This is a genomic window from Sphingorhabdus lutea, from assembly GCF_001889025.1.
Classification (GTDB): Bacteria; Pseudomonadota; Alphaproteobacteria; order Sphingomonadales; family Sphingomonadaceae; genus Sphingorhabdus_B; species Sphingorhabdus_B lutea.
The window spans coordinates 30,924-48,105 of sequence record NZ_CP018154.1; the positions used below are offsets into that span (position 1 = coordinate 30,924).

The 17,182-nt window shown below is 43.0% G+C and carries 24 protein-coding genes and 1 pseudogene; 1 reads left to right on the forward strand and 24 read right to left on the reverse strand.

What is annotated here, in order from left to right; translation table 11 throughout:
• Nucleotides 1-265: 265 nt before the first annotated feature.
• Nucleotides 266-517, reverse strand: a complete 252-nt coding sequence (locus LPB140_RS00185; RefSeq protein ID WP_072558165.1) for a hypothetical protein — start codon at nt 515-517, stop codon at nt 266-268.
• A 511-nt stretch (nt 518-1,028) separates the two neighbouring features.
• Here LPB140_RS00185 and LPB140_RS12255 point away from each other — a divergent pair.
• Nucleotides 1,029-1,415 (forward strand): hypothetical protein, encoded by a 387-nt coding sequence (locus tag LPB140_RS12255; RefSeq protein WP_156874072.1) that lies wholly within the window; start codon nt 1,029-1,031, stop codon nt 1,413-1,415.
• A gap of 308 nt (nt 1,416-1,723) precedes the next feature.
• Here the strand turns inward: LPB140_RS12255 and LPB140_RS00205 are convergent, their stop codons facing one another.
• The 23 genes and pseudogenes from LPB140_RS00205 to LPB140_RS00305 form a co-directional block, all read right to left on the reverse strand.
• Nucleotides 1,724-1,954: a hypothetical protein gene (locus LPB140_RS00205; protein WP_072558169.1), complete on the reverse strand. Its 231-nt coding sequence runs from the start codon at nt 1,952-1,954 to the stop codon at nt 1,724-1,726.
• A 448-nt stretch (nt 1,955-2,402) separates the two neighbouring features.
• The gene (locus tag LPB140_RS00210) at nt 2,403-2,873 is read right to left on the reverse strand and encodes a hypothetical protein (protein WP_072558170.1); all 471 of its coding nucleotides are present in this window, start codon (nt 2,871-2,873) and stop codon (nt 2,403-2,405) included.
• A 290-nt stretch (nt 2,874-3,163) separates the two neighbouring features.
• Nucleotides 3,164-3,400 carry an Imm32 family immunity protein gene (locus tag LPB140_RS00215; protein ID WP_072558171.1) on the reverse strand — a complete coding sequence of 79 codons (237 nt, stop codon included), beginning with the start codon at nt 3,398-3,400 and terminating at the stop codon, nt 3,164-3,166.
• 41 nt (nt 3,401-3,441) lie between these two features.
• Entirely contained in the window at nt 3,442-3,726 is a 285-nt protein-coding gene (locus tag LPB140_RS00220; RefSeq protein ID WP_072558172.1) for a hypothetical protein, read from the reverse strand.
• Nucleotides 3,727-3,743: 17 nt separating this feature from the next.
• Entirely contained in the window at nt 3,744-3,956 is a 213-nt protein-coding gene (locus LPB140_RS00225) for a hypothetical protein (protein ID WP_072558173.1), read from the reverse strand.
• A 95-nt stretch (nt 3,957-4,051) separates the two neighbouring features.
• Nucleotides 4,052-4,366 carry a hypothetical protein gene (locus LPB140_RS00230; RefSeq protein ID WP_072558174.1) on the reverse strand — a complete coding sequence of 105 codons (315 nt, stop codon included), beginning with the start codon at nt 4,364-4,366 and terminating at the stop codon, nt 4,052-4,054.
• A gap of 50 nt (nt 4,367-4,416) precedes the next feature.
• Nucleotides 4,417-4,785 (reverse strand): hypothetical protein, encoded by a 369-nt coding sequence (locus LPB140_RS00235; protein WP_072558175.1) that lies wholly within the window; start codon nt 4,783-4,785, stop codon nt 4,417-4,419.
• 142 nt (nt 4,786-4,927) lie between these two features.
• Nucleotides 4,928-5,257 carry a hypothetical protein gene (locus LPB140_RS00240; RefSeq protein ID WP_072558176.1) on the reverse strand — a complete coding sequence of 110 codons (330 nt, stop codon included), beginning with the start codon at nt 5,255-5,257 and terminating at the stop codon, nt 4,928-4,930.
• Nucleotides 5,214-5,348, reverse strand: coding sequence for a hypothetical protein (locus LPB140_RS12555; RefSeq protein ID WP_257785772.1), 135 nt, complete (start codon nt 5,346-5,348; stop codon nt 5,214-5,216). Before LPB140_RS12555 ends, LPB140_RS00240 begins: the two co-directional genes overlap by 44 nt.
• Nucleotides 5,349-5,406: 58 nt before the next feature.
• Nucleotides 5,407-5,721: a hypothetical protein gene (locus LPB140_RS00245; protein ID WP_072558177.1), complete on the reverse strand. Its 315-nt coding sequence runs from the start codon at nt 5,719-5,721 to the stop codon at nt 5,407-5,409.
• A gap of 302 nt (nt 5,722-6,023) precedes the next feature.
• A complete protein-coding gene (locus LPB140_RS00250) occupies nt 6,024-6,332 on the reverse strand; it encodes a DUF7336 domain-containing protein (protein WP_156874073.1) in 309 nt (102 codons plus the stop codon).
• Between the two features lie 36 nt (nt 6,333-6,368).
• Nucleotides 6,369-6,593 (reverse strand): DUF7336 domain-containing protein, encoded by a 225-nt coding sequence (locus tag LPB140_RS00255; RefSeq protein WP_072558179.1) that lies wholly within the window; start codon nt 6,591-6,593, stop codon nt 6,369-6,371.
• 361 nt (nt 6,594-6,954) lie between these two features.
• Entirely contained in the window at nt 6,955-7,338 is a 384-nt protein-coding gene (locus LPB140_RS00260; protein ID WP_072558180.1) for a DUF6869 domain-containing protein, read from the reverse strand.
• Between the two features lie 2 nt (nt 7,339-7,340).
• Entirely contained in the window at nt 7,341-7,901 is a 561-nt protein-coding gene (locus LPB140_RS00265; protein WP_072558181.1) for an RHS repeat-associated core domain-containing protein, read from the reverse strand.
• 105 nt (nt 7,902-8,006) lie between these two features.
• Nucleotides 8,007-8,375, reverse strand: a complete 369-nt coding sequence (locus tag LPB140_RS00270) for a DUF8220 family protein (RefSeq protein ID WP_198024123.1) — start codon at nt 8,373-8,375, stop codon at nt 8,007-8,009.
• 25 nt (nt 8,376-8,400) lie between these two features.
• Nucleotides 8,401-8,664 (reverse strand): hypothetical protein, encoded by a 264-nt coding sequence (locus LPB140_RS00275; RefSeq protein WP_072558183.1) that lies wholly within the window; start codon nt 8,662-8,664, stop codon nt 8,401-8,403.
• Nucleotides 8,665-8,708: 44 nt separating this feature from the next.
• Nucleotides 8,709-8,921: a hypothetical protein gene (locus LPB140_RS12480; protein WP_232223417.1), complete on the reverse strand. Its 213-nt coding sequence runs from the start codon at nt 8,919-8,921 to the stop codon at nt 8,709-8,711.
• A 169-nt stretch (nt 8,922-9,090) separates the two neighbouring features.
• Nucleotides 9,091-9,261, reverse strand: a pseudogene (locus tag LPB140_RS12600) (RHS repeat-associated core domain-containing protein); the annotation flags it as partial.
• 21 nt (nt 9,262-9,282) lie between these two features.
• Nucleotides 9,283-10,185 (reverse strand): sugar kinase, encoded by a 903-nt coding sequence (locus LPB140_RS00285; RefSeq protein WP_072558185.1) that lies wholly within the window; start codon nt 10,183-10,185, stop codon nt 9,283-9,285.
• Between the two features lie 12 nt (nt 10,186-10,197).
• Entirely contained in the window at nt 10,198-10,953 is a 756-nt protein-coding gene (locus LPB140_RS00290; protein ID WP_072558186.1) for an SDR family NAD(P)-dependent oxidoreductase, read from the reverse strand.
• A 29-nt stretch (nt 10,954-10,982) separates the two neighbouring features.
• Nucleotides 10,983-12,284 (reverse strand): MFS transporter, encoded by a 1,302-nt coding sequence (locus tag LPB140_RS00295; protein WP_072558187.1) that lies wholly within the window; start codon nt 12,282-12,284, stop codon nt 10,983-10,985.
• Nucleotides 12,285-12,323: 39 nt separating this feature from the next.
• Nucleotides 12,324-14,576, reverse strand: a complete 2,253-nt coding sequence (locus tag LPB140_RS00300) for an alginate lyase family protein (RefSeq protein ID WP_083549745.1) — start codon at nt 14,574-14,576, stop codon at nt 12,324-12,326.
• Nucleotides 14,573-16,936 carry a polysaccharide lyase 6 family protein gene (locus tag LPB140_RS00305; RefSeq protein WP_198024124.1) on the reverse strand — a complete coding sequence of 788 codons (2,364 nt, stop codon included), beginning with the start codon at nt 16,934-16,936 and terminating at the stop codon, nt 14,573-14,575. Before LPB140_RS00305 ends, LPB140_RS00300 begins: the two co-directional genes overlap by 4 nt.
• Between the last annotated feature and the right edge of the window lie 246 nt (nt 16,937-17,182).

Sequence of the window (17,182 nt, forward strand, 5' to 3'; positions counted from 1 at the left end):
GGCATGGCGCTGGCTGCGCTAAATTGGAACCGCCCAATATTGGTAGCGGCGGGGATGCCATATTGCTGGGGAAGAGCGCCATCAATCCTATTATAGCTGTTTATATTCAATGCTATATGCCCCAAATTTGAATATAATAACTATGCTGCCTTTATCATCGCATTACAAGATAAAAATGTGGGCAGATAGCGCATATTGCTGGTTAAGTATCGAGGAAACGGGAAGGCGTGGGACGCCTTTCCAAGTGACGAGACGGCCAAGCGGGTCATAGCGCAAGGTTGCGCCCTGTTTTTCTAAGGTTCGTACCAGAAGCCTGAACCAATCTGTTTTCTTGCGTCTTGGTATAGCTGAAACTGCCATCGCCCGTCAAATTGCCATTGGCATCATATAAAAATGCCGCGCCCGTGGATGTTGATATATATTGGTTTAGGCCGTTGGTGGTGGAGGCACGGGTGAGGTTGACAGCTATAGGAATCAAAGCTCTGCGCCACCGAGGCAAACCGCTCAAATCCATCATGGCTGGATACAATCCCAGGGCCAGTGGTGCTCTGAAAACGAGGCGCGACTGGTACAGAAGTTGGGTCGCACAAAAACCAGCTGCGTCTCGCTGATCCAACGGTACTTCACTAACAGCAGGCGCTGCGTCGGGCGTTGGCCTTAAGGCTTCGAGAATTGTGACGTCGATTCGGTTTCTATGTGAGATCATTCAAGTCGGTGCAATCGAGTCGAACGAATCATCGCGGTACGATGCACCGCTTGGCTGCATTATAGAAGGAGATTGGATCATCCCGGTTCTCTTCCCTCCAAACAATTTCATCTTGAGTGAAATTGGCTATTTGGAGAACTAGGTCGTCCAATGTTTCAACCCACCTATCTCCATTGGAGATATAGGCGCCTGATTCGTCTTCCAAGTTCAGTTTCCAGCCTCCAGGTTGTTCTTTGTAGAACGAGATGACAACCGTTTCCTCGCCATCCTGGACTCTTGCATAATATGTAGCTGAAGGCATCTAGTCCTCTTTGAAAAAAATATGATCGTCAGCGACTGGCCGCCAACTACCACGTGCATCCCGCTGTTCCAAATGAGCATGAGGGCGGATGTTCTTACCTTTCTCCGTGAACTTCATACGCACTTGTCGCTGCCCGTCCGCGCTAACAACCGACAACCCACCAATTACGCTCGGGTTCTTGACAAATTCTACGCCACCTTTGCCATCTCCCACGACTGGAATGAAATCCGCAATCGTTGGAGCAACGTCAGCGAGGATTTTCGCCGCGACAGCGCAATTGCCTATGCACCTATATCGAAGAGCCTCGGCCCCGCGACAGTTACCTCGCTTGAGATCCATTGCACGCTCGCTCTGTTTCCCACTCGGATCAACGCTGTCCACCGGATCATTGCCGACATAGGCATATAGGTTCATTTGGTCGTCATATCCACCGGAAGCAAATGGCGTGTCGGTTTGTAAGGATGGAGGAGTGCAGGCATGCGGGGCATGTTTGCGTGCGACGACACCAAGCGTGGGGGAGTAGATGCCATATTGCGGCGGAAGAGCGTTATCAATCCTATTATAGCTGTTATATTCAATGCTATATGCCCCAAATTTGAATATAATATTTATGCTGCCTTTATCATCGCATTACAAGATAAAAATGTGGGCAGGTAGCGCATATTGATGTTGGTGTAGTTCTTAACTGCGCCTTCATACCAGTTTGGCTAATGCTGCTACATTCTGGGGGATTGATCTATTTGCTTCGTAGCAAATGCATCACAATCTTCGCGTATCCAAATTACATAAGATTCACCCTCAACCGCATTAAAACTCACCACATAATATTTGTAATCAGCAATTCTTTGAACAATATTTTCAATCTTTTTGCTACCAGATATGAATTTTTTATCACTTTCAGAACTTCGCTCAAGGCTATGAATTAAATATTTTTTGTGCTTCTCCAATAATAAAGGTCCCTATATTGGCAATGCTGCCTCGTCTTGAGCCAGATAGGTAACCTTGAATGTCAGGCGCTCCGGTCACCATGACATCCTTTGGCCAAGTACCTGTGACCCCATAAGTATCATAATTACCTGCACTTACAGATTCTGAAATGTTAACAGCTATTTCTCCCACAACTAATTGTTGGGCAAGTGAGCTTTCGCAACCAAATTATTCAATATGCCATGCTTGGAACAAGCCCGATTCATATCACCTTAGAGCAATTTGGATAATGGCCCGCCATCAAGGCCGATGGGGTCTGCCAAAAATTACGAAGCGATATATATCGGCCAGCATATTGCGAATAACTGCCCTGTCATAATCCCGATATCGGTTATAATATAAATCGGGAAGCGTCTGTGCCTGTTCCGGAAAGGGGGGAAGAAAGACGCAGCTATGCTCTAGCGATTATTAAAACTGCCACCTACCATAAAAACCAATTCTGCTAGCCAATTCCTCCATATTTCTAAAACTGGCTATGTATTTACGATAATTTTTTGGCCCATACCAGCGACGTGCGACAACAAGATTAAAAATTTCCTCACGCGCCTCTTTAAATGTTAATTGTATAGGATCACCATAAATATATTCGATATAATATTTGGGCAAGCTGTTTAAGCCTAGCTTAGTGAGAAGCTTACGATATTGACCCAGCTTTTTTACGCCCAGAACCGGAAATTTACGGCAGTGAACATCAATTACATAGGCATTTTTGATAAATTTTCCACTTTTAAACCCCTTAACACTAACAGTTATTGAAAAATCACCATTATAATACTCAAGAAAAAATGCCTTATGCCAGGGCAATGGTTGATTAAAATTTCTGATATAGTAATCGTTCATCATTATAAGTGGATATTTAGGTTTTATAAGGCTGCTCATTCCAAACTCCCATTAGATAAATCTATTGCTGCGCCTGATGCGCCAAGGCCAGCACCCCTAAATCCATGCCAATAAATATTATGAAGCAGATATATTAAATTGTTTAATGAATGGTGTATAATCAGTATGTTATACCTATTATTTGCTGAACTCTATCTAGAATATCGCTGAGAGATTCTTGCTCCGTGAAATTAACATCATTCCTCGTCGTGCGGCTTTTGATTTGCTGGCAGGACATGATTTGCATCACCAGAATATGTTACATGCATCAGCAAGGTGATATAGAATATCTATTTCCATTTATGGATGGTCACTTTGTGAATTAACTTGGCATTTTCGCATTGAACTTCCTCTGTTAATTCTTCACCGCCCCAGCTATGTGTCATGAGATGTTCATGCCTAAAGCCTGGCATTTTCGCTTGCTGTAGAATAGAAATACAATCATCCAATCCAGCTTCGTTGAAATGGATGTCTATCTCATCACCATCATTTGACAGTTCAAAGCTAAGTGTGCGATCAATTGTCATTCAAGCGGTCTCCTATCGGGAATTTTCATTCTATTACAGGATCAATACTCACTTTTATCATCCCACAATAATGTCGCATCTTCGCATATGTGAGATAATTGTGTATCGATATAGTTAATAGAGTTTTTGAGTGCGTCTAATTCATCCACGCCATAGATTTTAATGTTCATATTCACATGGCCTGTAAACTCTATTTCGGCAAAAAATGCCAACAGATCAATATTTTCACAGACATTTAGGATGCTGATCTTCAAATCAGTGATCTCACCTCGCTTTGTCTTGACGAGTAAGCGCCTCTCTAAATTTATGGTTTTTCCTAATTCCATTTTTCTTCCCATCTCTATCAATCTGGGTCTAATTCTGGATATAATTTGTATATCTGATTTATAAAATCTTCATTGATTATTTGAAGTAGCTTGCCGATTTTAGCCGCCCATAATTTCTTTTCTTTTTGGCATGATATTTTTGAGACAGCGTCGTCAATCATCCCAATATTTTGATCAAATGATATAGATGCATTTATAATTTTTCTAGCAGTTTCAATATCCATCATCATTCGATATCCTAAAACATAGTTGTCCGGAAAAATTGCGCCAAATATTCAACTTTGGCAGGAAGTATGTTGCAAATAGGTTTTATTGACTTAGCCCACTATTCATCAAAAATTTGCTCAGAGGCATATTCTATATTTTTCTTTAAAGAGTTAATATGATGCTCAATATGTTCAATGAAACTAATTTGTAACCTTATGACTGCTTTTTCAAGATCATCTTTTTTACTATAATCAAAATGTTTTGAAAATTCGGCCAATTGGTGAACCGACTCTATTATATCAATAAAATCAATGCGGGTTTGATAAAAGGCATCGACATCCGAAAGATATGGTTTGATGGCATCAATTAATTTGACCGGCAAATAATCTCTAACTTCATCGGGCAGATAGTCTTTTGGGTCATTATTTTCCATTAGGAAGCCTTTACCTAGAATTTCTATATATTATCCACTTTTATAATAGGTTAGTCAAAAAATTTAATGCTCATGCCTGCGCGATTTGTCATCTCATCTAAAACCTCTAATCTATCAATCTCATATTCTAAATAAGTGATTTCAGAGCCGTCTTTAGAAGGATATTCTTCTTGCGGTGGTTCTATATTGCTTATCGTTACAAGCTTTCTTACCTTGGAAAGAAGAAGTTTAGCTGGAAAATGATCAAGCTCTATTCCTTCAAATGCGGGCTTTTCATCTTCCATTATTTTACGCGACTTGGCTCTGGCCACATCTAAATTATCTGCATTAATTAAATAGATATTCTCTGTTACGGAAATTGGTCCAGTGCCATCAACTCTTTGAATAGCATATAATATATGTGCTGCAAAACCAGTCATACTTCTTTAAAAGGCCCTTCTTCTGCAACCAAATGCTTTTTGAGCAGCTTTGATTTTTAATTTGTCAGAATTTGATAGACTCATATCATCATATGCTTTTTTGAGCCATAGATTAGGTCCATTTGGCATCTCACGTCTGGCTTCATTTTTTCATTTTATTTAGATGGTCATTAAATTTTCTGAAATATGAATTAAATTCTACTGACAAGTCCAACAACCCAGATGCTCGAATATTCTTTTCTATAGCCGAGAAAACCGTTTTATATTGAAAATAGTTGGGATCGGTGTTGCAGGATCTAATAATAATGACATCTGCACTTACTCTTAAAATAATTTCACAGGCATCATCAATATTTGCGCCACTTATTTTTGACCAATTAATATTTATTAGTTCCTGAAGAATCTTTATATCAGTAGGAGGTCGTTGTTTATACAGTGTGATTTTTATTTTCTTCAGGGATATATTTTTCATGGCCGAAATCCATATTCATCTTGATATGACCAACGATCAGGCCCATTTGGCGGCCATTGACCAGTACTGCCCCATAGAATAATTCGGCCATATGGCTGCACATTTGTTATCATATCCGCAAATCCACCAGTATATATTAACAGAAACTGTTAAATCACAAATTCATCACCATCTAAATTTATAGTATAGCATTCATAATTTTGATCAGACCCGTCAATTAAAATGAAATTAGATTCATCGAAAAAAACCTTAACGGATTTTCGATCTCTTTGGATTTCAAATTTCTTTATAGTACATCCAATATATTGAATATACTCATAATCTTTAGGCTTTGGATTGTCAAAAATTGTAATATTATTATTGCCTTCAAATTGAATAGAGATTGTATTAACTGTGTAAAGCACGCTTTCTAGACACAAACCTATTATTTTGGCTTCATTAAATCTTTCAGCAATTAAATACATAATAGTCCCTTATTTTGGAGGAATAGGAATATGGGTCTCTGGCCTTGTTCCTAGCTTCATTGTTGCTGGGTTGATAGGTTGCCATGAACCATCTTGCATAGGTTTCTCTAATTTCCAATGCCCATCTGGATATTGTTCTGTAGCTGGCATTTCTCTAATTCTCCAGCCGCTGGGTATATCTGTAGAAGGCTCACTGGTCGGGTCATAATCACGATATAGGTTATAATTAAACGGGAAGCGTTTGTACCTGTCCCGGAAAGGCGGGAAGGGTATAAACGCCAGGTGAAATTACTTGTCCCTGTTCATTCCTCGTCACTCATTTTTTGACGCATTTCCAAATCATTTTTTGCCCATGTTGGAACGCAGACTACCAATTTGCGACCATTTTTTAATATATGTGTGATGGTGGCGAAGCCTTCCCGCCAACTATCTTCATCAACAATATGTTCTTCTATCTGGAAATCCTCAATGCGTTCACAAAATCCAGCCTTTAATTTAAGTTTGTTGATGGCTTCTTCGGCATTTTCCTGTGTGGAATAGATGCCAATTATTTTTTCATGTTCTGCATAAAACTCTAACTCATGCGCGTGCGTGACCAAATATACATTCATATTAAATCCTTTTTTCGCATAAACCATATGCTTAATTTATTCAGGAATATGGACATTATTATAACCCTGTGACCAATGGGTTTTGTCAACCCGAAGAGTTAAAATATGAAAGCAATTTGGATAATCTATAAATCCTGGTTGATGTTTAAGGCGGTCAATCACATTTTGCGCATTTTGGTAAGAAGAAAATATGCCAATCCTTTTTGCCAATTCTTCGTCACCATTTTCGTAATGAATATGATCTACAACAAATAAATTCATAAAATTATATTCCGTTTTGATGATAGTTTTTTATTTTAGACCGCCTCTTCGGCAGGCTTTAACTATACGATTATATTCGCCACCTTGGCCTTTTTTCCAATTACCAATACCATATTTGTCATTTAATATAGCCGTTGCAAATTCGTGACAACCTTCATTTGACAAATCAGAGCCTATGACCCAATCTCCTACCCGGATATTGAATCAATGCTTCAAAAATAAATCAGTTTTTAAAAATCGTTTCACACCCTAATTTTTTAAAATATACTTATTGTCTTTATAAAAATATCACTTTAAATTAAGTGCGCTTTCGCAGTAATTACCTGGGCTAAAAATAATTTCTATAGTGATTAAAGTAATTTTAGCCTCCAGTCTTTTTCACTATCATAGTTATTCTTTCCCAAACATCATCGGGCGTCAAATTCTGCCATACTCCCCGCAAGGCATATGCAAATCGCGGGCTATTTAGTGCTTCATTCTCTATCTTGTTCAAACTTTTATGTCCAAGTTTTGCGATAAAATTTTCGAGCGGCCCAGCTGCAACATTTGCAATAATATATTCGTCGTCTGACGCTTTAATTATACTCACAATAACATCCCAAGATTCTGGGTTCATTGCAGATATCATGTCTTCCAATGCATTCCAGTGGTCTAAGCACTTATCGTCCTGAGGCAAATCTTTGTTTGGGGAGGAATATTCCTCAATCCATCCTCTCGCCAGTTTTTGTATATCCTGATTTTGCATTATTACATAGCTCTCGTTGCGTAATACCAAGCGTCAGCAGGGATGCCTTTACATCTTCTTGATGCGGCTTCCTTTAACTTTCTGCGTAGGCGAGTTTGCTTATCACGGAACTGTTGCACATGTCCAATCCGCGTCTGCGGTCCAGGTCCTTCAGGCAAACCGAGAGGGTCTCGCTGATATTCGTCCACACGTCGAGCAAGCTCGTTCCTGAGTTTGGTTATTTCTGCAATAAGTGCGGCGCATCCATCATCTCCATCATCTTTATTATTCGGCGGATTGCCAAATATTCCGCCCCCGCCAAAGCTATTTCTATTTCCATGAAAATAGCAAGCATTTGGTCCAAGGGGGTTATAGGGATTATGTGCCTGAAATTCATACACTGCATACAAAGTCAAGACTGCCACTCCGCTACATGCGACAAAACCGATTGGTGTAAAACATAAAGCTATAGCGGGTGCGAACGCTACTGCTATCTCCCCCGTGGGGTCGGTATAGCGTATCGGATTACCAAGAGCATATTGATAGGGTGATGGCCCGCCATCAAGGCCGATGGGGTCAGCCAAAAATACTTAGCGATATATATCGGCCAGCATATTGCAGATAATTGCCCTGTCATAACCACGATATCGGTTATAATTAAATGGGAAGCATCTGTGCCTGTCCGTTGTTTATTTAAATAGATTTCTCATAAACTTGGGTGTGTTAACGGGGGGAGCATCTGGATCAGAAATCCACCCCCTTGCCCACCCGTCTAAATCTGAATCTTTTTTATTAGGATAAAATTTAGCTTTTTGCTCTCTTAATTTGTAAAATAATATTCCGTCTATGCCATTGACATCGGATTTTACGACGGGATCGACCCAAAAATCTGTAAAAAGATTTTCACTTTCTAAATCTGAAAGACGTTCAATAATATTTTCTATAAATTCGATATTTTGTCCTGGCCCTGGAAATATAATATCATATTTCTCATCAGGAATTGAAAATATATCATATGCACAATTAGGGGCCTCATCAATTATTTGAATATTTTTCAACTTACTATCTCCTACCATTCGGCATTTAAGATTTTGGCAGACGGCTTTCGTCTTTATTTAATAAAGGTGGGGTTGTACCGTCATTTGACCAGAAATAATCTTGGAATAAGGCTTGTAATTCAAGTAAATCGGCAACACAATTAAAAGAAATACTATATTCTAAATCTGCTAATGACATTTGTTCCAACGTTGATGGAGCAATATTATGCACTGGTTTAAAACCGTTGCCATCTTTATTGGAATAAAAAGTCAAGCCATTTTCATCACATATTATTCTAACTTCTGACATAAATTAACCCCTTGTAATTGGGCGGTCCACTGCCGTTAATTGTTCTAACCGCTGACCCTTTTTGCATTGATTTCTGCGTCGAAGTGCATAGCTTGCGCAAAGCGAATAACCTTTTCTTCCATATTGAATGCGAGCTGAAGTACATATCGACAAGTCATCATCATATTGAAGCTCACATGGATCATCATCTCCATCATCTCTATTATTCGGCGGATTGCCAAATACTCCGCCCCCGCCAAAGCTATTTCTATTTCCATGAAAATAGCAAGCATTTGGTCCACGGGGGTTATACGGGTTATGCGCCTGAAATTCATACACTGCATACAAAGTCAAGACTGCCACTCCGCTACATGCGACGAAACCGATTGGTGTAAAACATAAAGCTATAGCGGGCGCGAACGCTACTGCTATCTCCCCCGTGGGGTCGGTATAGCGTATCGGATTACCAAGTGCATATTGATAGGGTGATGGCCCGCCATCAAGGCCGATGGGGTCAGCCTGTATATATCGGCCAGTTGTAGGGTCATAATCACGATATCGGTTATAATTAAACGGACAGGGTATGCGGCCATGGTGCGCAAAGGCACTTAGCCGCAATGAACCCCCGTCAAAAAGTCCTTAAATTCCTGTTTCGCGGCGCGGTATTGCCCCCTTCATTCCCACAACCCATGCGGCCAATTTTTGGCCTGCGGCAATTGATGTTTCGACATCATCACCCCGATATCGGCCAATTAAATATCCCGCATTAAAGGCATCGCCTGCGCCGCTGCTGTCCACCACAGATACCATATTGGCATCAAATTGGCGCGGCGGGCTTAATGCATCGGAATATACGCATCCATGCTCCCCAGCCTTTACCACCACTTCTTTACAACCCGCATCATGCCAGCGTCCGGCAATATCGCTTTGCGACATGCTATTGTCCCATATTTGTTGTTCATCAACATTGGTCGGCAATCCAATATCGCTTGTCATCATCGCATGCTGTGATACGGCGCGGGCCGTATCCAAATCGGGCCATAAATTATAACGAAAATTGCTATCATAGACCACTTTGCCACCATTTTCACGGACAGTTGCCGCCAGTTTGAAAAGCATATTTCGCCCTTCTTCGGGCAAAATGGCAAGGGTGATTAAGCTGAAATATAACATAGATGCCTGTTGGGCGTGGCCCATCACATCTGCCATTTGCGGCAGCCCAAACATATCGCGCGCCGCGCTGCGGTCACGCCAATAAACAAAGCTGCGTTCCCCCTTTGCATCAAGATGGATGGCATAAATCCCCGTGGTGCGATCCGGATGGCGCAAAATATATTGCGTATTTATACCCTCGTCCGCCATTTCGCGGACGAGAGCATCGCTTACCTTATCTGTACCAAGCGCCGTAACATAGGCAACATCCAAACCAGCACGCGCCATATGTATGGCCGTATTTAAAGTGTCGCCGCCATATTGCAGGCCCGCAGCTCCGCCATTGCTGTGATATTCCAACATGGCTTCGCCAAAGATAAAAATAGTCATTTTATATTCCGTTTAGGAGAAGAGAGTGCCGCCATTTATGTCGATATTTGCGCCGGTGACAAAACTGCTGTCATCGGAAACCAAATTGGACACGGTGCGGGCGACTTCTTCGCTATTACCTTGGCGACGAAGCGGCGTACCGGCGGCAACCGCGGTGCGAACTTCATCCTTGGTAAATGTATCATGAAATGCGGTGGCAATCATGCCGGGGCATAGAGAATTGACGCGGATACCCTTTGGTCCCAATTCCTTTGCCATTGCGCGGGTAAATGTCATTACCGCGCCCTTTGATGTGCCATAGGCTGCTGCACCTGGGCCGCCGCCATCGCGTCCTGCCTGTGATGCGAAGTTTAAAATCGCGCCGCCTTCGGGCATATGAGGCGCAACTGCCTTGGTCATTAAAAATGTCGATGTGACGTTTAATTGCATCACATGGTTGAAAAATTCCATGTCCATTTCGGCCAAGCCCTTACGCGCCACCAAACCGCCGGTCACATTCACCAAAATGTCAATTTTACCGCCAAATGCTGATAATGCTTCGGCGACCAGACGATCTACATCGGCTTCTTTGGTCACATCGGCCTGCACCAAAATGGCATTGCCGCCCGCGGCCTTAATCGCATCCAATGTTGCCTGACCATCGGCTTCATTATTGCAATAATTCACCACAACATTGGCGCCATCTGCGGCAAGTTGTTGCGACACTGCGCGGCCAATATCGCGGCTGCCGCCGGTGACGATTGCGGTTTTTCCTGTTAATTTTGTCATTATTTTCTTCCTATTATTTATATTAAAATTTACTTATTTAATGGTTTAAGCTGTTTAATCTCGCCGCATAGCACCCACACGCTTGCAATAGCGGTAAGGGCAAGGCCCGCGCCCAAAATGAAAACAGAATAATAATTTGCCCCTGCGGTGATGATGGGAACCAAATAGGTCAATGCCGCAGCGGTTAATTTTGCCGCCATGCCGGCAATGCCCGATAATGTTCCCACGGTTTTTTTGCCGTATAAGTCACTGGGCAGGGTTTGCACATTGCCAATGGCGGTTTGAAATCCAAACAAAATGGTAAACATCAATCCCAATGCCAACCAAGGTGTTGACGCAGCCGCCAATGCCACCAATGCAGGCAACATGATAAGACAGCCCAAGGTGATGGTGAATTTGCGCGTTTTATTGATGCTCCACCCTGCATTTAAACGGTTTTGCGCCAACAGGCCACCAAACCATGCGCCCAACATCGCCCCAACATAGGGCAGCCAGCCAGAGGCAACCAAATCCTTTACATTAAAATGATGCACTTCGAACAAATATGTCGGTATCCAAATGATGAACAACCACCAAATCGGATCGATGGCCGCCGATGCAATAATGACGCCCCAGCTTTCCTTACGTGCCAATAATTCTTTTGTGCCAGGATTATATCCTTCTTCATCATCGCTTTCGGCATCGATATTTTTTTGTCCAGAAAGAATATATTCGCGTTCTTCATCGGACAACCAATCATGATATTTTGGCGGCGCTTTTACAATAATCATCCACGGCACCAACCATATTAAACCGACAAGACCGACCAGAACAAAAATGATTTTCCAATCAAAATATATCGCCAAATAACCAATTAACGGGATGGAGATAATGCCGCCAATTGCCGCGCCGCTGTTAAAAATTCCTTGTGCCAAGGCGCGTTCCTTTGTCGGGAACCATTCGGCATTTGCCTTGGCCGCGCCGGGCCAGTTTCCTGCCTCTGCCACACCCAAAACCGCCCGAAAAAAGCTAAAGCTTAACACGCCTTGCGCAAAGGCATGGGCAGCCGTTGCAATGGACCAAACACCGATGGAAAGGACAAAGCCAAGCCGCGTGCCAATCCAATCAAATATTTTGCCGAAAATCGCCTGTCCTGCGGCATAGGCAAAAATGAAAATAGTGCTGATAATGCCCAATATATATTTATGTCCATCGGCATCCATATCGGGGAATAATTCCGGCGCAATATGTGCCGGCCACAGGACATTGATTGTCTGCCGATCTATATAGTTGATAATGGTTGCCAAGGCGACAAGGCCGACCACCCACCAACGTAATCCGTTCATTTTCATTGCGCTTACCTCTCTCAATCCCTCAAATCGATTATATTATTATAATTTTATCCGCGCCGCAGGGCCGGTCCATTTTACCAATTGGCCATCAATATCGACGCTATGTTCCATATCCGCCTGTTCATTATGGGCAAAGCCAATTGCAACGCGCACGCCGTTTAATGTTTCAATCACCATCACATCTGCGCCATTACCATTAACAATTTTCATTGATTTAATCTGGCTATCGCTTGCGATTGTTTGCTCGGCCGCGCCATCATATTTCCCATGGCTTTCCAATATGCCGGCAAAAATGGCATTGCCCGCGCCCTTTGCCCGTTGAATCATTATTGGCTCTCGACGCAAATTAAACATTGGATCATTGGCGCCAATTTCGGCCAATATCATTTCCGAACCCGCAAATGGGGCCCAACGCCATGTGTAAAAACGGTTATCCAATTGCCATGTAATAAATGCATTTTGCGAAACCGGCTGTGCTGTCGCATCCACCCAAATATGTTGATATCCATTATCCTTGCCCAAAACAGGCCGTGTTTCAACATTGGATGATAGTTGCGGCCCAATGCGGGTAATATGCCCCTGATAATGCAGCGGCATATCATATTGATGCGGCGCAGCCGATGTCACGCGCATCACATCGACAATGATAGGATGCTTCAACCCTTCTATGCTGACCATCGCCATATTGCGGGTCATGCCCACCCCTTCATAGGCCGTGTTTATTTGCCCAATACTATATGAAAAATCATCGCCCGCCTGATAAGCAATCTGTTTGGGCGGCAATGTATCGGCAATTTTTACATCGCCGTCAAAATGGCTTTTTTCATCAACAACCAATACATTATGCGCAATGCTTTGCTTGGCCCAGCTTTCATTCTCAGGCAAATATTTGCCGCCATCCTTTGCCACAACATTTAAGAAACGGGCCGCGCCATAATCGGTTACAACCTCTTGCCCATTATCATAAAATTGCCAGCTTAATTTATCAAAATGGCCATGGCCCATTCCTTGAGAGCTGTTTTTCGCAACCAATGCCTGCCCCGTGTCGGAATCGCCGTGGCGCAAAATGGCGACCGCGCCATCATCGCCCGATGGGCCATCGCGCAGCAGCATGGATTGGAATGGAAAGGGCTGGGACAAGCCTTGCGCTATTCCATCTGCTACTGCGCGGCCCGCAGCGGACAGCGCAACGCGTCTCTGATATTGCGCAATCGACAGCAGTTGAGGATTTTTTGTTTTGGCATAGGCAATGGCCACGCCCTGATACATTTCTTCGGTATTCAGGCTTTTATCTTTAATCGCATCATTAAAGGGGAAAAAGCGCCCTTTATAGGTAAGATGAATGGCGGTGTTCATCGCTTTTAATAAAATTGCATCACGCCGTTCAAAAATTTTCTGCGATGGATCATTTTTGTCAATGGCATCGGCAAATACGATAAATGGCCACAGTGCATAGCGTTGATAATATGGTCCTTCGGCATAATAACCATCGGGCGAAAAAAGCTGATCCATTTGGCGCAGGAAACCCGCCTTGCCATCTTTTTTCGATCCCAATAATGCCTTATCAACCAAATTCTTATCGCCAAGAACATATCCGGTCATCCCCACGCCTGCGGTTGACCATGTCGCATGATTATGAATGCGATCAAAAGTTTTCACCGATTCCACCGACATAAATTCGGCCGCGCTGCGGAATAATATATCTATTTTCTTGCGGTCTTTATCATTTAAGGACGCGCGAATATTATCATAAGCTTGAATGGAGTTAACCAACCAAACGGCATCGTTCAAATTTTGCCAAAATAAACGGCCATATTGTTGGTTTGACCGTGCAGGGTGCGGCCCTAATTTTGGATATAGATCGGCATAGGCCAATAACATATCCCGCACAAAGCCAGCATATTTTGCATCCCCATTTAATCGGTATAGCTCACCAGCCTCAACCATTGCTTTATAATTTTTCTTATGCTGTTCATGCGTATATCCGCCGCCCGGATCCTTGGGCATGGGCACATTAACCCCCGCACGCATCATATCATCCACAAATGCGGTTGCGCGCGCGACCTCTGCATCAAATAATGTGGCTGGCTTCGCCGCTTCTGATCCATGGCCTGTTGCGGTATCATCATCCGCCGTCTGCATGGCCATTTCGGTGACAACATCTCCTGATTCAGCGCCCAATGAGTCAACATCACCCGTTTCAGCATGGACAGGAAAAGCGCCAATAGCGGCCAAAGATATACCACATGCTAATGTCGCGGAAAATGCGCGTAAATATGCTGTCATTCTCATTGTGCTTTCCCATCAAAAATATTGCCGGTCATCATAACACGCGGCGGCACTTCGGCCTTTTCCTCTACCAAAATTGGACAGGGTGTTGAGGTAAAAACATTGTCCAAAATCATTGTAGATGGCGTGCCAGTGGTATGCACCACCTTTAACGGGCCGGAATTATCAATTTTGTTTTTTTCCACCAATGCATCCTGCACCCCATGCAAAATAATTGATGCCGCCTCCCCAGAAATGGGTTTATGCCCCGAATTATTGATGATATTTTTTTCAAAAACAAAATGCGGACCAAATGTACTTTCATCCGTTCCGCCACGATATAGCGCGACAATATTGCCCGACACATTGTTAAATTGTGAATTTGAAATGGTTAAATATTCGGCATTATACCGGCCATAATCATCGGTTTCGGAATCCGCCGCCACGACTTTGCCGCTGATATTTTCAAAAATACTGCCTTTAATATTTAACTTATCGGCCATTGAACCCTTGCCCAATGCAATTACGTCAAATGCCTTATTCACGATTAAATTGCTGACCTTTACATTTTCTATATCCAAAATAAAATTGGCCAATAATGGGGTCGCACTTGTCCTTATCATCGCATTGCCGACAACATCGGGCGCGTCTTCGCCGCTAATCTCTATATCTTTTAATCGTAAATTACCGCCCTCACCCAATTCAAATAAATTGGGCCTATTAAAGGTGATTTTGGGCTTTGCCGCCCCCGACCCCATCCCCACAAAGGATAAAGATTTGTCGATTAAAATCGTGCGGTCCAAACTATAATTTGCCCCTTGCAGGATTAAACGATCGCCTTCTTCGGCTTGATCCAATGCAGCGATTAACGCTGCGCCGCCATCGGCAACTTCGATATTTTTACCCGTGCCAAAAATATCACCCTGCTTTGGCTTTGCATACCATTTCGCACCAACTTCATCCATCGGCATCATCCGCAAATCGCGCGGCGCGCCCATATTGGCAAGCGCCGGATCGGTGGGATATAATAAGCCATTGGCCGCCCGCTCCATCAATATGCTTTTTTGCATTGCATGGGGGAATTTTGACACTGGCTTTGGCGTAAAAATAATATTGTCTGATAATGAAATGCCGGCAATATCATCCTCGACCACAATCGGCTTGGCCGTTTCGCCAAAAATAATAATATTGCGCTGCATTTTGCTGTTCACGGGAACGGCGCTACGCTCTGCATCGCTGCCCGCGGCCAATGTTACCCGCGCGCTATCCACGATGCTGTTATTTTCAATTAACGCATTATCAACCTGAACATAACGATTAACCGGAGAATTTGGCACACCGTTCATCACGGTCAATGCCCCTGCAAATCCGGTGCCGTTCAACCCCTCCATATAATTATTACGGACGATTTGATTGCGGTTAATCACACGGACACCGCCGGAATGTTCCTTGCCCTTGCCCATAAAAATATTGCGTTCAATAATATTGCCATCACCATGGCGCAGCACCACTGCACCGCGCGATTCAACAAACATATTATTACGCACAATATTTGCACCCGATTTAATGGAAATAATCTCCACCTCACCATCGGTGCGATCAAAAACATTATTTTCCACAATTGTATTGGAATTAAACATTGATTCACGGCTGGTGCCAATGCGCAAAGTTTCCCCACCATTTGACCCCAAAACAGGGCGCGGTCCAAAATAATTATGATCGATACGGTGGCCATTTTTTCGGCCCGATTCCAAATCCAGACGCACCGCAAGGGTCACACCATCATTTGATTTACCAACCAACGAATTATGATCAAATCGATTGCGCTGACCATCCATTGCCACCCAATAATCGGTTTTATAACGATCAGGTTGATTAAAATGATCAATCACCACTTCCGACACGCGTGAATCGATTGCCACATCTTCCTTTGTGCGCCGAAATGCAATCACCTCTCCGGTGGGGGAATATCCATTGCGAAACACCAACCCAGTAACCAACATATGGCTACCACCAATTTTTAAATTGGACTTACCTGTTATAATAACCTTACCTGGGGTTTCGGAGATAAGGATAATTGGCTTAGCCTTTGTTCCCTTGCCCGCAAAAACAATTTCAAAATCGCGCCATTCACCATTTGCAAGCACAATCACATCACCAGGAATAAGCTTTTGCGCGGCTTTATAATATTCCGCCTGATTGCGGACAAAATAAACCTGCTTTGCCTCATCTGATTTTGAAACATCTGCCTTTACTGCAGTGGCATCGCCCTGCTGCGCGTCTTCATGCACATCCACCACACCCACATCTGGCAAAGCAGATTCAGCTGCATAAGCATCCATATCACCAAATGCGCCCGCCATTAAAACCGCCGCTGAGGCCATTAAATGCCGATAAATAAATTGTGGCTTTGACACGCGTCACTCTCCTAAAGATTCGTTCATCCTTTTCCCAGCCATGTTGGTAACATCCAACCATGATATGTCAACCATATTGTCAGACCAATTATCGATAAAAATTATACCAAAAATAAAAATTATCCCTGTTGCTTTATATATTTCAGAGACTTATAAAGATTAATATAGAATGAATATTTACTTATGGGCCATAATTTGTGTTATTATTGCAAC

Coding starts and splice junctions, on each gene's coding strand:
- LPB140_RS00185 (WP_072558165.1), bottom strand. CDS start 517: ATGATGGATTTGAGCGGTTTGCCTCGGTGGCGCAGAGCTTTGATTCCT.
- LPB140_RS12255 (WP_156874072.1), top strand. CDS start 1,029: ATGATCGTCAGCGACTGGCCGCCAACTACCACGTGCATCCCGCTGTTC.
- LPB140_RS00210 (WP_072558170.1), bottom strand. CDS start 2,873: ATGAGCAGCCTTATAAAACCTAAATATCCACTTATAATGATGAACGAT.
- LPB140_RS00215 (WP_072558171.1), bottom strand. CDS start 3,400: ATGACAATTGATCGCACACTTAGCTTTGAACTGTCAAATGATGGTGAT.
- LPB140_RS00220 (WP_072558172.1), bottom strand. CDS start 3,726: ATGGAATTAGGAAAAACCATAAATTTAGAGAGGCGCTTACTCGTCAAG.
- LPB140_RS00225 (WP_072558173.1), bottom strand. CDS start 3,956: ATGATGATGGATATTGAAACTGCTAGAAAAATTATAAATGCATCTATA.
- LPB140_RS00230 (WP_072558174.1), bottom strand. CDS start 4,366: ATGGAAAATAATGACCCAAAAGACTATCTGCCCGATGAAGTTAGAGAT.
- LPB140_RS00235 (WP_072558175.1), bottom strand. CDS start 4,785: ATGACTGGTTTTGCAGCACATATATTATATGCTATTCAAAGAGTTGAT.
- LPB140_RS00240 (WP_072558176.1), bottom strand. CDS start 5,257: ATGAAAAATATATCCCTGAAGAAAATAAAAATCACACTGTATAAACAA.
- LPB140_RS12555 (WP_257785772.1), bottom strand. CDS start 5,348: ATGGCCGAATTATTCTATGGGGCAGTACTGGTCAATGGCCGCCAAATG.
- LPB140_RS00245 (WP_072558177.1), bottom strand. CDS start 5,721: ATGTATTTAATTGCTGAAAGATTTAATGAAGCCAAAATAATAGGTTTG.
- LPB140_RS00250 (WP_156874073.1), bottom strand. CDS start 6,332: ATGAATGTATATTTGGTCACGCACGCGCATGAGTTAGAGTTTTATGCA.
- LPB140_RS00255 (WP_072558179.1), bottom strand. CDS start 6,593: ATGAATTTATTTGTTGTAGATCATATTCATTACGAAAATGGTGACGAA.
- LPB140_RS00260 (WP_072558180.1), bottom strand. CDS start 7,338: ATGCAAAATCAGGATATACAAAAACTGGCGAGAGGATGGATTGAGGAA.
- LPB140_RS00275 (WP_072558183.1), bottom strand. CDS start 8,664: ATGTCAGAAGTTAGAATAATATGTGATGAAAATGGCTTGACTTTTTAT.
- LPB140_RS12480 (WP_232223417.1), bottom strand. CDS start 8,921: ATGGAAATAGAAATAGCTTTGGCGGGGGCGGAGTATTTGGCAATCCGC.
- LPB140_RS00285 (WP_072558185.1), bottom strand. CDS start 10,185: ATGACTATTTTTATCTTTGGCGAAGCCATGTTGGAATATCACAGCAAT.
- LPB140_RS00290 (WP_072558186.1), bottom strand. CDS start 10,953: ATGACAAAATTAACAGGAAAAACCGCAATCGTCACCGGCGGCAGCCGC.
- LPB140_RS00295 (WP_072558187.1), bottom strand. CDS start 12,284: ATGAAAATGAACGGATTACGTTGGTGGGTGGTCGGCCTTGTCGCCTTG.
- LPB140_RS00300 (WP_083549745.1), bottom strand. CDS start 14,576: ATGAGAATGACAGCATATTTACGCGCATTTTCCGCGACATTAGCATGT.
- LPB140_RS00305 (WP_198024124.1), bottom strand. CDS start 16,936: ATGGCCTCAGCGGCGGTTTTAATGGCGGGCGCATTTGGTGATATGGAT.